Source organism: Streptomyces sp. MspMP-M5, from assembly GCF_000373585.1.
Taxonomy (GTDB): Bacteria; Actinomycetota; Actinomycetes; order Streptomycetales; family Streptomycetaceae; genus Streptomyces.
In genome coordinates this window covers 30,559-43,864 of the sequence record NZ_KB891905.1, presented here as the reverse complement: position 1 = coordinate 43,864, position 13,306 = coordinate 30,559, and the positions used below count along the sequence as shown (strand labels likewise).

The 13,306-nt window shown below is 72.4% G+C and carries 14 protein-coding genes; 8 read left to right on the top strand and 6 right to left on the bottom strand.

Translation table 11 applies throughout. The features are described 5' to 3' along the window. The first annotated feature begins 25 nt into the window (after window positions 1-25). Entirely contained in the window at window positions 26-1,294 is a 1,269-nt protein-coding gene (locus B073_RS0124260) for a cytochrome P450 family protein (RefSeq protein ID WP_018540677.1), read from the top strand. Window positions 1,295-1,360: 66 nt separating this feature from the next. Here the strand turns inward: B073_RS0124260 and B073_RS0124255 are convergent, their stop codons facing one another. After that, window positions 1,361-2,017 carry a response regulator transcription factor gene (locus tag B073_RS0124255; protein WP_018540676.1) on the bottom strand — a complete coding sequence of 219 codons (657 nt, stop codon included), beginning with the start codon at window positions 2,015-2,017 and terminating at the stop codon, window positions 1,361-1,363. Continuing rightward, window positions 2,010-3,170 (bottom strand): sensor histidine kinase, encoded by a 1,161-nt coding sequence (locus tag B073_RS0124250; RefSeq protein ID WP_158690199.1) that lies wholly within the window; start codon window positions 3,168-3,170, stop codon window positions 2,010-2,012. Before B073_RS0124250 ends, B073_RS0124255 begins: the two co-directional genes overlap by 8 nt. A gap of 167 nt (window positions 3,171-3,337) precedes the next feature. On the opposite strand from B073_RS0124250, the gene B073_RS0124245 reads away from it, so the two are divergent. Beyond that, window positions 3,338-3,799, top strand: coding sequence for a hypothetical protein (locus B073_RS0124245; RefSeq protein WP_018540674.1), 462 nt, complete (start codon window positions 3,338-3,340; stop codon window positions 3,797-3,799). A gap of 50 nt (window positions 3,800-3,849) precedes the next feature. Here the strand turns inward: B073_RS0124245 and B073_RS0124240 are convergent, their stop codons facing one another. Continuing rightward, a complete protein-coding gene (locus tag B073_RS0124240; RefSeq protein WP_018540673.1) occupies window positions 3,850-5,340 on the bottom strand; it encodes a carboxylesterase/lipase family protein in 1,491 nt (496 codons plus the stop codon). Window positions 5,341-5,640: 300 nt separating this feature from the next. Between B073_RS0124240 and B073_RS0124235 the strand changes: the two genes are divergently transcribed. Further along, complete coding sequence (locus tag B073_RS0124235; RefSeq protein ID WP_026247681.1) at window positions 5,641-6,012, top strand: ATP-binding protein; 372 nt, start codon at window positions 5,641-5,643, stop codon at window positions 6,010-6,012. 117 nt (window positions 6,013-6,129) lie between these two features. Beyond that, window positions 6,130-7,020: an RNA polymerase sigma factor SigF gene (locus B073_RS0124230; protein WP_018540671.1), complete on the top strand. Its 891-nt coding sequence runs from the start codon at window positions 6,130-6,132 to the stop codon at window positions 7,018-7,020. A gap of 50 nt (window positions 7,021-7,070) precedes the next feature. Here the strand turns inward: B073_RS0124230 and B073_RS0124225 are convergent, their stop codons facing one another. Both B073_RS0124225 and B073_RS0124220 read right to left on the bottom strand, forming a co-directional pair. After that, a complete protein-coding gene (locus B073_RS0124225; RefSeq protein ID WP_026247680.1) occupies window positions 7,071-8,240 on the bottom strand; it encodes a macrolide family glycosyltransferase in 1,170 nt (389 codons plus the stop codon). A gap of 104 nt (window positions 8,241-8,344) precedes the next feature. Beyond that, complete coding sequence (locus B073_RS0124220) at window positions 8,345-8,536, bottom strand: hypothetical protein (protein WP_018540669.1); 192 nt, start codon at window positions 8,534-8,536, stop codon at window positions 8,345-8,347. Between the two features lie 275 nt (window positions 8,537-8,811). Here B073_RS0124220 and B073_RS46610 point away from each other — a divergent pair, with 275 nt between their 5' ends. The 4 genes from B073_RS46610 to B073_RS40935 all read left to right on the top strand — a co-directional run bounded on the left by B073_RS46610 (window position 8,812) and on the right by B073_RS40935 (window position 12,388). Then, window positions 8,812-10,554, top strand: a complete 1,743-nt coding sequence (locus B073_RS46610; RefSeq protein WP_018540668.1) for a hypothetical protein — start codon at window positions 8,812-8,814, stop codon at window positions 10,552-10,554. Continuing rightward, window positions 10,551-11,171 (top strand): hypothetical protein, encoded by a 621-nt coding sequence (locus B073_RS40940; protein ID WP_018540667.1) that lies wholly within the window; start codon window positions 10,551-10,553, stop codon window positions 11,169-11,171. Before B073_RS46610 ends, B073_RS40940 begins: the two co-directional genes overlap by 4 nt. Window positions 11,172-11,183: 12 nt before the next feature. Then, a complete protein-coding gene (locus tag B073_RS0124205) occupies window positions 11,184-11,828 on the top strand; it encodes a DUF3558 domain-containing protein (RefSeq protein WP_018540666.1) in 645 nt (214 codons plus the stop codon). A gap of 185 nt (window positions 11,829-12,013) precedes the next feature. After that, window positions 12,014-12,388 carry an SH3 domain-containing protein gene (locus tag B073_RS40935; protein WP_018540665.1) on the top strand — a complete coding sequence of 125 codons (375 nt, stop codon included), beginning with the start codon at window positions 12,014-12,016 and terminating at the stop codon, window positions 12,386-12,388. A gap of 87 nt (window positions 12,389-12,475) precedes the next feature. Here the strand turns inward: B073_RS40935 and B073_RS0124195 are convergent, their stop codons facing one another. Then, window positions 12,476-13,294 carry a class I SAM-dependent methyltransferase gene (locus tag B073_RS0124195; RefSeq protein ID WP_026247679.1) on the bottom strand — a complete coding sequence of 273 codons (819 nt, stop codon included), beginning with the start codon at window positions 13,292-13,294 and terminating at the stop codon, window positions 12,476-12,478. Window positions 13,295-13,306: the final 12 nt, after the last annotated feature.

The window sequence follows — 13,306 nt, the reverse complement described above, 5'->3', positions numbered from 1 at the left end:
CCCCTACCGGAGACGCCGAGCCCCCATGACGCCACCCACAACGCGGCCATCTCAGGACAACCACCCCCACACCCACGAGCCGAGCCCCACCACCCCCCACCCCCCATCCGAACTCCGCCCCTTCGACGCGGAGTTCTTCCGGGATCCGTATCCCGTCTACGCCCGGCTCCGGAAGTTGGGCCCCGTGCTGCCGGTCGCGCTGCCCGACGGGGCGCGGGCCTGGCTCGTCACCCGTGAGGAAGACGTGCGGGCGGCGTTCACCGATCGGCGGCTGTCGGTGAACAAGGCGCGCTCCCGCAACGGCTATCAGGGCTTTTCGCTGCCGCCCGCCCTGGACGCCAATCTGCTCAACACCGACCCGGACGACCACCTTCGGCTACGCCGGCTGGTCTCCAAGGGGTTCACGCCACGGCATATCGAGCAGCTCCGCGAGCGCGTCGTCACGGCGGCCGAGCACTACGCCGACGGGCTGGCCGCACGGCTCGCGGAGTGCGGGGAGGCCGATCTTCTCGCGGAGTTCGCCAATCCGCTGCCGCTGGTCGTCATCGGTCATCTGCTGGGCGTCCCCGAGGCGGACGGGAGGACGTTCTCGCGGTGGGTCGCCGCGATGTTCGCACCCGATCATCCCGGGCACACCGCCGAGGCCATCGCTCACATCCACCGCTATCTGCTGGGGCTGATCGGGACGCGGCGCGCGAGGCCCGGGGACGATCTGCTGTCCTCGCTGATCGCCGCGCGGGACGAGGGGGACCGGCTGAGCGAGGACGAACTGGTCTCGTTGGCCTTCCTGTTGCTGATGGCGGGGACCGAGAACGTTCAGCATCTCATCGCCGGTGGGGTGCTCGCCCTGCTGCGTCATCCCGAGCAGCTCGCGGAGCTCCGCCGTCGGCCGGAGCTGATGCCGGAGGTCGTCGAGGAGCTGCTGCGCTATGCCCACCCCAACCAGTGGGCGATCCGCCGGTTCCCCATCGAGGCCGTCGAGATCGCCGGTACGCGGATTCCGGCCGGGGACACCGTGCTGCTGGGGCTGGCCTCGGCGCACCGCGATCCGGACCGCTATCCGGAGCCGGACCGCTTCGACATCCATCGGGCGGACAAGGCCCATCTCGCCCTCGGCCATGGGGTGCACTACTGCCTGGGTGCGGCGCTGGCCCGAATGGAGATCAGTGTCGCGTTGGGTACGCTGCTGGATCGATTTTCCGATCTCGAACTCGCTCTTCCAGTCGGGCAGTTGGAGTGGCGGGCTTCGTTCCGTTCGCATGCGCTGCGGCGGTTGCCGGTGTCGGTGGGGTGAGGCGAGGTGGGGTGGGGTGAGGCACCGGGCTCTGGCGCGGGGTGGGGCAGGTTGGGGTGACTGGCGTCAGAGCCCATGGTCGCGTACCCGCTCGACCAGGGCCGTCGCCTCCGCCCGGTTGCCGACCTGGAGCTTGCCGAAGAGGTTGTTGACGTGGGTCTTGACGGTGGCGACGGAGACGTAGAGGGCCTCGGCGATGGCGCGGTTGGTGCGGCGCTCGCTGAGGAGTTGGAGGACCCGGGTCTCCTGCACCGTCAGCGCATGGGCGGCCGCGAGGCGTTCCAGGGCGGTGCGCTGGGTCAGTCCGCGCACCATGGCCGAGGCGATCTCCGGTGCGAAGGTGCGGTGCCCGTCGGCGGTCGCGGTGATCGCGGAGACGATCTGGGCGCGGCCGGCGCTCTTGGTGAGGTAGCCGGCGGCGCCTGCCTGGAGCGCGCCGACGACGGAGGCGTCGTCGGCGTAGGTGGTCAGGACGAGTACCGCGGGCGCCGGGTCGAGCGCGGTGAGGGCGCGGGTGGCGGCGATGCCGTCGACGCCGGGCATCCGCAGGTCCATCAGCACCACGGCCGGCTGGAGGCGCCGGGTCAGGTCGACGACGGTGGCGCCGTCGGCCGCGGCGCCGACGACGTCGATGTCGGGTTCGTGGTCGAGGATGGTCACCAGGCCGTCGCGCACCGCGGCCTGATCGTCGGCGACGATCACCCGGATCGGTCGCTCACTCATAGGGCACCCGGCATTCCACGATCCACTCCCCCTCCACTGGTCCGGCGGTCAGTCTGCCACCGACGATCTCCGCGCGCTCCCGCATGCCCGGCACGCCGTGGCCACCCGGGGTGTGCGGTGCCGCCCGTTCGCCGGGCGGGGCGAGCCGGTTGGTGACGCGCAGCAGGGCGGCGTCCCGGCCCGCCTCCACGACGACCGCGACGGGGGCGCCGGGTGCGTGCTTGCGGGCGTTGGTGAGGGCCTCGACGGTGACGGAGGCGATGACCTCCGCGACCGGGTCGGGCACCCGCGCCGATTCGCCCCGTACGTCGACGTCGACGGTCATGCCCAGGGCACGGACGCCGGTGACGATCTCGCCGAGCGCCGCGTCGATGCCGGCGGGAAGCCGGCGCAGGGCGTCCACGGCGCGCTTGGCGGCCACCAGGCCGTCCGCCGCCATGGCGCGTGCGCCGCGGACCCGGGCCACCAGGTCGTCGTCGGCTCCCCGGCCCACCGAGACGGCCTCCAGCGCGTCGAGCTGGATCACCAGGCCGCCGAGCGAGTGGGCGAGGACGTCGTGGATGTCCCGGGCGAGGCGGGCGCGTTCCTCCTGGACCGCGTGCGCGGCGCGCCGTTCGGCCGAGCCGCGTTCGGTGCGGCGGTCGAGGGCGTTGAGGCGGGCGAGGAAGCCGAAGCCGCCACCGGTCACGGCGGAGATCAGCACCGAGACGGCCACTGCGGCGTCGCCGCCGGCGGCCTCGTGGGCGAGGACGAAACCGGCGATGCCGGCCGCGAGGACGGCGCTGATCCACAGTGCGGGGGTCTCGGCGGCGGAGATCAGCAGGAACAGACCGGTCGCACCGACGAATCCCGAGGCGGACGGGTTCGTGGGGCTGAGGCCGGCGCAGACCGCGCCGCCGACGAGCAGCACGCTCCAGGCCGCCTGCGGCCAGCGGGGCGCGAGGGTGTGCCGGAGGGTCGCGGTCGCCGCCCACAGGGCGAGCAGCGTGCAGAAGACCACGGCGTGCCAGGCCGGGTGGGCGTCGAACGTGTAGAAGGTCACGGCGAGGGCCAGGGCCAGGCAGTGCAGGGCGAGCCTGCGCAGGCGGGGCGCGTCGAGGCCGTCCCGGAACCCGCGGGCCGGCCGCCCGGGTATGTCGTGGTCGTTCAGCACGGCCCCATTGTCGCGGTGTGCGGCGGGTGTTCCGATCCGGGCCGGCGCGATCTCCACCCTTTTCTCCACCCCGGTGGCCGATCCGCGGACGGTGGCCGGGCCGCAGGGTGAGGAGTGGCGGCATACCGCCGTCCGCGTTCGTTCTCACAGACAAGGTCACGGGGGTCATGAACAATCCCACCACCACCAATCTCGCCATCACCGCCGTTGTGCTGCTCTGGCTGCTGTCCAGGCAGCTCGTGGAGCGGCCGCTGCGGGAGAAGTCCCCGGTCGGGCTGGTGCTGATCGTCATCGGCGCGGTCGAGACCGGCTGGTACGTCACCGGGCATCCGCTGTCCTGGCGGGACGGTGCGCTGGTCGCGGCGAGCCTGGCGGTCGGGGTGCTGCTGGCGGCGGTGCGCGCGTTCACCGTGCGGCTGTCCGTGCGCGGTGGGCGGGTGGTGCGGCAGGGCACGGTGCTCACCGCGGCGCTGTGGGTCGTCGGTCTGGGGCAGCACTTCCTGATCGACACCGCGGTCGCGGCCGAGCTGGGCGCGGTCACCGTGTTGTTCTACTTCGGGGTGGTGCTGTTGGCGCAGCAGCTGGTGCTGGTGCGGCGGGCCGCCGTGGCGGGCCTCGGCGGTCGCTGACGCTGCGGCCGCCGACCAGGACGCGCGCCGGCGGCGGCCGCCTGCCGCGGTCAGCTCGGGGCGCTCTCGTTCTCGGCGGCTTCGGGCGCGAAGTGCCGGATGCGGGCGGGGGTGTCCGGGGCGTAGGCGGGGATGCCGTGCGCGGAGCCGGTGGTGACGAAGGCGGCGACGGCGCCGGCGAAGCGGTCGCCGAGCGCGCGGGCGGCGGCGTCCGGGCGGCCCAGCATGGGGCTGTCGGGGAAGTTGTCGAACGTGCCGAAGAGGAAGGGCAGTTCGCTGCAGTGGCAGGCGCCGAGCGGGTTGTCGTCGCCGGGGGCGGCGTAGTCGAACTGGTAGACGTAGGTGGGGCTGCCGGCGGTGGCGTGGTGGTCGGCGATCTCCAGTGCGCCGGCGCGGAACTCGGCGTCGGTCGTGGCGGCGAGGGCGATCCGGCCAGGGGTGGCGTGCGGGAGCTGCCTGGCGTAGCGCTCGTAGCGTCGCTCCGCCTCGCCTTCGCCGGGGGCCTGTCCGGCGAGCAGGGCCAGGGCGCCGGCGCGGCTGAGGGACTGGACGGCCGGGTCGAGTCCCATGAACGCGGTCACCTCGTCGCGGGTGGTGCCGATCAGCAGGTCCTTGCCGTCCAGGGCGCCTGAGGTGAGCGCGTCGCGCCAGGCACGGGGGATGCCGGCGCCGCCGAGCACCGGGTACATCGCCGGGGCGACGCTGCCTGCCTGGGCGAGCTGCCTCGCCAATGTGCCGTAGGCGGCGAGGAGTTGGGAGGCAGGGAGGGCGCGGAGGGCCTTGCCGGGGTCTGCCTGGCCGGTCACGTCCAGGAGGCGGAGATATGCCTGGGCGTGCTCGGTGGCGAGGGCGGGGTCCTGCGGCGGCAGGCCCCAGGGGCCGCTCTGCAGCAGGAGGCGGTGGACGAGTCCGGTGGTCCGGGTGTCGGTGGCGAGCGCCAGGGCCGCGTAGGCGCCGGCGGACTGGCCGCCGACGGTCACCGCGTCCGGGTCGCCGCCGAACGCCGCGATGTGGTCCCGCACCCAGTGGAGCGCCGCTGCCTGGTCCTGGACGCCGAGGTTGTCCGCGCCGATCTCCGGGAGGTGGAGGTAACCGAACGGCCCCAGGCGGTAGTTGGCGGTGACGACGACCAGGTCGCCGCGGGCGGCGAGCCGGGCGCCGTCGTACCAGTCCCAGCCGGCCGAGCCGCTGCTGAAGCCGCCGCCGTGGAACCACAGCAGGACCGGGCGGGCCGCCCCGTCCTCGCGGGCATGCAGTGGGGCCCAGACATTCAGGGTGAGGCAGCCGTCCTCGTTCCAGTCCGGGGTGCGGCGGCCCATGACCGCCTCCAGGCGGGACGGCGCCTGGGGCGCGGACGGCCCGGCGTGCCGCGCGTCCCGTATGCCCTCCCACGGCGGGTGGGGCTGCGGCGGCGCGAACCGCAACGCGCCCACGGGGGACGCCGCGTAGGGGATGCCCCGGTAGGCCGCCGCCCCTCCTTCGGCCCGGCCCCGGACCCGGCCCTGGTGGGTGGCCACGACCTGGTCGCTGTCCTGCGTCATCGTGCTGCCTTTCGTGAGTCCTGCATCCGCTCGCGCGCTCCGGCCGTTCTATCCCGGATGCGGCGATCCGGGCCAGCGGAGTCCGTGGCCGCCGGTTCCGGCAGTGCCGCGATCATGCCGGAGCCGTGGGCGGGTGGGGTGACGAGGGCGAATGCCCTGCCGAAGGGCGTCGACCGCTCCTGCGGGCACCCGTCCAGGCGTTCGACCTGGTGTGGCAAAGTGATCCTGGATGCACGAAGCGCAGGTGGGTGGGTAGGCGCAGTCCCGAGACCGGATCCCGCATCGCCTGGGAGGTGAACGGTGGCTCGTACAGCGGAACTCCCCGCTACCTCGGCCGAGGCACGCGACCGCGTGCTCGCGCTGCTGCGTGGCTTTCACCGGCAGCTCGACGAGGTGGTGGTGACCGACGCGTTGCTGATCACCTCCGAGCTGGTCACCAACGCCCTCCGGCACGCCGGCGGGGTGACCGGCTTCGTGGCCCGGGTCACCGGGGACCTCCTCGAACTGACCGTGGAGGACGCCAGCCCCGTCCAGCCGTTCGCCCCGTCCGACCTCCGCGAAGGCCGGATCGGTGGTTACGGCTGGTCACTCGTCCACCGCCTTGCCACCTCCGTCACCGTCGTCCCGTCCGCGGCCGGCAAGGGCATCAGCGTCGCGCTGCGCCTCATGTGAACGGCCCCGCCGGGCGGGCACTGCACCCCGAATCACCATCCTTCGGGCATGTCCTCGGCGTGTCCGGGGTAGACGGCCGCACAGGTGCCCGCGGGGTCGGGCACGGAGGGAGGCGTGATGACCACCGTCGTGAACGGCACCGCGACAGCCGCGCTCACCACGGAACGTGACGACGGTCTCCCGGAGATCAGGCGCCCGAGGGCGATGGCGCCGCAGGACGCGCGCGAGCTCTCCAAGCTGTTCTTCGACCGGCTGCGCCACCTCGAAGAGGGCACCCGCGCCCACCAGTACGCACGGAACACCCTCATCGAGATGAACATGTCGATGGTGCGCTACGTCGCCCGCCGGTACCGTCACCGCGGCGACGACATGGACGACATCGTCCAGGTGGGCACGATCGGGCTGATCAAGGCGATCGACCGATTCGACGTCTCGCGCGCGGTGGAGTTCTCCACCTTCGCCGTGCCGTACATCCTCGGCGAGATCAGGCGCTTCTTCCGGGACACCGGCTGGGCGGTGCACGTCCCCCGTCGGCTTCAGGAGCTGCGTACCGAGCTGGCCAAGGCGAAGGAGGAGTTACACGCCGGGCTGGACCGCGATCCCACGGTGCCGGAACTCGCAGCGCACCTGCGGCTGCCGGAGGACGAGGTGATCGAAGGTCTCGTCGCGGCGAACGGCTATGCCGCGGACTCGCTGGACACCCCGCTCGATCCCGATCCGCTCGGCCGGCGGCGTGCGCTCGCCGATGTCCTGGGCGAGGAGGACCGCGCCCTAGAGGCGGTGGAGGACCTGCACACCCTCGCCCCGCTGCTGCGGCAGCTCGCGCCCCGCGAACGCCGCATCATCGAGCTGCGCTTCGGCCAGGAGATGACCCAGTCCCAGATCGGTGCGGAGATCGGGGTGTCGCAGATGCATGTCTCCCGTCTGCTCAACCACACGCTGACGAGACTCCGCAGCGGCATGCTCGCCGACCGGCCGCCCGAGGCCGCGCCCTCCCCCGGCCCATGACGCCGGAGACCGGCCCGTCCGCATCACCGCAGGACGGGCCGACCCCTTGCTCAGGCCAGGTACTCCTCGATCAGGTCGACACCGCGTGCGGCTCCGCCGCTCCCCCGGACGATCTTGCGCATCCGGTCGAGGTTGGTGCGGATCTGCGGGTCGCCGGCGACCCGGGCGACGGCGGCGCGCAGCGACTCGGCGGTCACCGCGTTCGTGTCGAGCTGTTCGCCGAGCCCGAGTTCCTGCATCCGTCCGGCGTTGGCGGCCTGTTCGGGCATCTGCGGGACGGCGATCAGGCCGACGCCGTAGTACAGGGCCTCCATCGTGGAGTTCATGCCGGTGTGCGAGACGAAGGCAGTCGCCCGCTGGAGCACGGCCGGCTGCGGGAACCGCGCCCGGACGTCGAACGACGGCGGCAGCGGCCCCAGGTCCGCGGGGTCCACCCCGCCCACGGACATCGCGACGTGATACGGCTCGTCGGCGAAAGCCTCGATGCAGGTGCGGTAGAACTCGGGCCGGTTGTTGAAGACCGTGCCCAGCGCGATGAACACCACCGGGGTCTCGGGGTCCGGCGGCGACCAGGCTTCGTTCTCCCGGCTGCCCACGGAGGGCCCGATGAAGTGGAACCGCTCGTCGAACGTGTCACCGGCCGGCTGGAACTCCCTCGGTATGAAGACGAGGTTGAGCTTGTCCGTCACGTCCAGCAGATTCGCCGGGTCGAGCTCGATGCCGTGTTCCGCGGCGAATTCCTGACAGCCGGCGGCTATCGCCCCGGCCACCGGGCTCTCCGGGCCCGTCGCGCCCGTGTACTCGCTGAACAGCGAGTAGTGCTCGTTGGACGCGAAGTGGGGTATGAGGCGGACGGCCGGCAGGCCCAGTTGCTCAGCGACGACCCGGCCGCACCAGTTCATCGCGTCATAGCAGAGGGCGTCCACCGACTCGTTGGCGCAGTGGTCCCGCAGCACCGGATAGGACGCGCGCATGCCGGCGGAGAGGTGGCCCATGAAGAGGGCGAAGGCTTCCGGCCCGAACTCGAGGGGCAGGTCCATGTGCGGGAGCCCCGGCAGCTCCACCCAGCGTGCGCCTGCCTTGATGACCGCCTCGCCGTGTTCCGCACTGGTGGCGTAGTCCACGCGATGGCCGCGCCGCACCAGCTCCTCGACCAACGGCAGGGTGGGATTGACGTGCCCATGGCCGCCAAGGGTCACGAATAAAAAGTGTTTCGCCATATCGAAAATCCTACCGATACCGGATTTTCGCCCCCGACCCCGCCCACCGCACTGGGCTCGTCACCATCCCGTCGTCGTCCCGTCGCCGGCGGCACCGCGCCTCGTTACCCGGACGGCAGCCGCCGCACCAGATTCCGGGCCAGATGCCGTGCGGCGTGCGAGCCTTCACCGTTTCCGGCCGCCAACAGCCGCAACAGCTCGATCGCGGCCCGCGCCTCCCGCAGGGTCAGCAGCGGCAGCCGTTCCTCGTCCGCATCCACCACACCGTCGACGAGGCTGAGAAGACGGTCGTTCATTGCACTCATGGACGGGTTAACGGCCACTCACTTGCCCGGTTACGGCGCGGCCTTCCGGACGCACAGTCAAACCTGTCGGGCCGTCAGGTCGCCGAACGCTCGCCTCCGTTCGCCTTCCCATCGGTGCACCCTGTTTGACATCCACGATCACACAGGAGCCAGCAATCCTCGGGAATCCCTTCCGGGCCCCGCGACCGAGGGTCATACTGCCTCCAAAGCAACTCCCTCAACTCCTCGCAACAGAGGCCGAGTTCGATCACGGGGGGTGCACGTACATGACTGTGCCCGAACGACCCGCCTCGTCACCGACATCCACTTCACCGCCTTCACCCACCGCATCACCTTCCGACGCCCCGCCTCCGGAGCCCAGCCTGAGCGAGGCCACCCGGCTGCTCTGCGCCGGGGTCTACTTCGACGGCCAGTTCCGCCGCCGAGTCATCCAGGAGCTGGTCGAGCACGAGGAGCGGCCGATCGCCCCCTCGCTCGGCTATGACGCACTGCCCGTCCTCGCCCATGCCCTGCGCGCCCGCCACCGGGAGGCGATGACCGGAGGGGTGCTGCTGGCCGTCTGGGTGGCGTTCATCGTGCTCGACCTTTCCGGGGTCGGCTCGCAGTCACTGCTGCCCGTTCCGTGGTGTCTGGGGTACGGGGCGGTCTGCTTCCTGTCCTGGTTCGCACGCGGAACCCGGAGTTCCCTGTTCACCCTCGGACGTTCGGTGATCAAGGAGGCGACCCGCGGCCGGCTCAAGGCGGTGCTGCCGGTCCTGCCGTTCCTGCTCGCGGTGGTGTACTGGGCGGCCGTGCTGCTGTCGCTGTTCCGCGGCGCGGATGCCTGGCTCGCCGTGGTGTTCCCGATCCTGCTGGTGCCGCCGGTCTGGGCGTACCGCAACCACGTCGCCTCCGTCATGCGCCATCAGCTGAGCCGCGACGCCTTCGCCGAGAAGGGCCGCGCGGAGCTGCCGGCCACCGACCAGTTCCGGCGCATCGGCAAGGCCATCGCCCGCGAACAGCACGCCAGGCTGGCCATCTACGACCCGTTCCGGCCCTTCGTCGGCGCCGGCGAACCGTACAAGCCCTGGTCGGTCGCCATGGAGCTCAAGCACACGTCGTGGGCGGCCCCGCCGGAGGCGGAGCAGGCGGACGCCCCGTCGCGGCCCGCGCCCGTCTCGTTCGCCAAGTCGGGGCCGGCGAGCGGCATCGCCTCGCTCACCGGCCGTGAGGTCGTCGACCTGATCAAGCCCCGCCTGGCGGCGCTGCGCACCTCGGCGGCGGCCACCAGCCGGGACCGCCTGCGCTTCCTCCAGGTCGAGGAACTGGTCTATCTGCCGGTCGGCGTGGCGCGGGACCAGGTGGACTACGACCCCGAGGTCATCCAGGAGCACCTGGACCGGGCGGTCGGCGAGGGCGCGGAGGCCCGCCGGCACTTCCTGCGGGTACGGGTCGGTGCCTGGGACGAGCAGGTCGCGATCTGCCTGCTGGTCCGCATCCACACCCAGGGCGGGATGCTGGTGCTGGAGGTCGCGCCCCACGTCCTGACGCCGGTGCGCCCGGAGTTCAAGTCGGCCGACGTGCTCGCGGCGCACGGCGGGGACGGGCCGCTGCGCGATGCCGTGCGCGGGGTGCTGACCAGTCCCTCGGCGGGGTTCGCCGCCGGGATCTCGTTGGGCCACACCGCGCTGTCGCTGTTCCGCACCTGGCTGACGATGCCTCAGCACGCCCTGCCGGACGCGCCGGCCGCGTCCGTGCGGGAGCTGGGGAGCGTGAAGGAGATCTCGCTGTTCCAGGAGATGGACATCAGCCGCTATGTGAAGACGCTCCAGGACCGGATCGCCAACGGCGTGCAGGATGCCCTGCGCAGCAAGGGCTACGAGACGAACGTGTTCGATCAGTACATCATCAACGTGGGTGAGGGCGGGGTGTTCATCGGCGACATGAGCGGCGGCGCGGTCGCCTCCGGCGAGCGGGCCTCGGCGAAACACCTGGACACAGCGACGGAGACGGGGGGCGGTCGGACATGACGACCGGGGAACAGGAACCGGAGGAGGGCCGGCGGGCTGCCGCCGGCGAGGCGACCGAAGCGGACGGCTCTCCCCCGCCGCGCGGGGAGGGTGGCGCAGGCAGCGGCGGCGGGATCAGCATCGGCGTGCTGACCGGCGGCGCGGTCGCGGCCGGGGAGCGGGCGAGTGCCGAGGACCGTTCGCACCGGGACGGCCGCGCGGCACCGCCGCTGTCGGTACCGCCCGGCGCCGACACCGCCGGGATCGCCGTACCGCGCAGCGCCCCCGGCGGTATCAGCGTCGGCGTGATGGCCGGCGGCGCCGCGGCGGCGGGCCCGGACGCCCGGGCGCTCGACGCCTCGACGCAGGCGACGGTCGACGCACCGCCGGAACTCCGCGCCGCGCTGGGCACCCTGCGCCAGCAGCTGCCGCTGCTCAACGCCGACGACGAGACCTCGGAAATCGACGGCCGACTGGCCGATGCCGAGGAGGAGATCGAGGCCACCGGCCAGGTGCGGCGGGACCGGCTGCAGTGGCTGCGCGACCGTCTGGACCTCGGTGCGACGGCCGTGGCGGGGCTCGCCTCGGCCACGGCCGTCGTACAGCAGATCACCCAACTCCTCGGCGGCCAGGGCTAGGAGGGGATCGCCATGGCCCAATGGGACGAGGACGCGCAGGACTGGGTGGCGCCCTCCCGGCCGAACCGCCCGTCGGCGGACGGCCGGACCCGGCGCATGCTGATGGTGACGGTCGCGGTGCTCGTGCTGGTCGCGGGGGCCGTCGTCGGTCTGTGGCAACTGGCGGGCGACGACGCCCCGGGCCCGCCGGACTGGAGCGTTCCGTCCGCGCTGCCCAGCGGCAGCTGGACGAACACCCCCACTCCCGGCTTCTCCTCGGAACCGGGCGGCGGCCTCACCACGACCGCCGATCCGTGCACGGTGATCGACGCGAGCACGGAGTCGTCCTGGGGCCTGTCCGCGGGAAGTGCATCGAGCGCGCAGACCGGGCTCAAGGCGTGCAGCTGGAGCGCAACGGCGTCCACCACCGGCGCGTACCTCACCTACACGCTCATCTACTCCAAGGACCTTCCGATGTCGCCGGCGCCCACGCCGACCTACATCTCCGGTGTGCCGTCCGCTTCGGTCGCCGGGAACGACCTGGGGTGCGTGGTCGTGTGGTCCGCCTCGTTCGGGAAGGTGTTCGTGCACGCCAGGCCCAACAGCGGAACGCAGGCGAACGTGTGCACCGCCGCGGCCAACTTCGCCTCGCTGGTGGCCCCGAGAGTGCCCTCCTGACCTCCCCTGACGACGTGCGCCGGACCCGTCCGGCCGGTCCCCACGGATTTTTCGCGCAGAAATTCGACAGTCTCCCTTGACGGTGAATTCGGCGGCCGTGGCGGGTNCNGGCCGCCAGCCGGGGAAGCCTCGGTCCGCACCGAAACATCCGGACAGCCGGATGGATCGCAACCGGGAGGTTGGCCATGACGCATCTTTCCTCGTTCCGCCGAGGCGCCGCCGTGCTGGCGAGCGCCGGGCTGCTCTGTGGTGTCCTCGGCGGCGGTGTGGCCGCCGCCGCGGCCCCCTCGCCGTCCGCTCCGGGCGTCGCCCACGGCTCCTACCAGGGCCGGGTGATCGCCAGGCACCACCTCATCCTGCGGGCCGGCCCCGGGACCTCGTACCGGGCGGTGGGATCGCTGCCGCACGGCGCGGTCGTCAGCATCCGCTGCAAGGTCAATGGCGAGCGGGTCCACGGCAATCCGCACTGGTACAAGATCCGCGAGGGCCGGTTCGGCCGGGCCTGGGCGTCGGCGCGCTACATCAGGATCATCGGGAAGACGCCGCGCTGGTGCCGTTGAGGACACCGTCGGATCCGACCACGTCGAGCCCGATCCGCCCCAGCACCTCCGCCCCGGCCACGCGCAGTGGCCGGGGCGGCTCGTCGTTCAGGGCGTGCCGCCCCGGCGGCCGACGACCGCGGCCGTCGTGTAGTGCATGGTGAAGCTGCCGCCCAGGGCGTCGAGGGCGGACCCGACGCCGGTCAGCACCTCCGTCAGCGCGTCCGGTGGGACCCGGGTGAAGGCACCGAAGGTGGGCATCTGGTCCAGCCAGGCGTCCCGGGTGTAGGTCCACTCCCACGCGTACTGCCACTGTTCGGGCTCGCCGAAGTCGTCCCGTTCGCGGATGCCCTCGGCGGCCCCGTCGAGAACCGGCCGGTAGACGTCCGGGGTTCCCTGCGTCATCGCCGTGAAGTCGAACGGCGCGTCGGGCAGCACCCGGTGGCAGACCCCGGCGACCGCCTCCGCCACGTCTGCCGGGAGCTGGAAGACGTTCCAGAACATCGCCAGCAGGCCGCCCGGCCGCAGCGCCCGGGCGGCCTGGGCGGTGCCCACGGCGGGGTCGATCCAGTGCCATGCGGTGGCGGCGACGACCGCGTCGAAGGTGCGGCCGGCCGGGTCCCAGTCCTCGAAGGCCGCGACGTCGACCTCCGTGCCGGACTGCCGCGCGATCTCGGCCATCCGCGCGTCCGGCTCGACCCCGTGCACCCGGCAGCCGGCCGCCTGGAACTGGCGGGCGGCGATGCCCGTACCGCAGCCGACGTCGAGGACGTCGAGGCCGGGCCGGTCGGCGACGATGCGCCGCACCAGGGCTTCGGGATAGCGGGGCCGGGCGCGGTCGTAGCGGGCGGCGTCGATGCCGAACGACTCTGCCACCAAGCGGTGTTGACCAGGATCGGTGCTGCCGGAAGAAGAGGTAGTGGGCATGTGCCCACTATG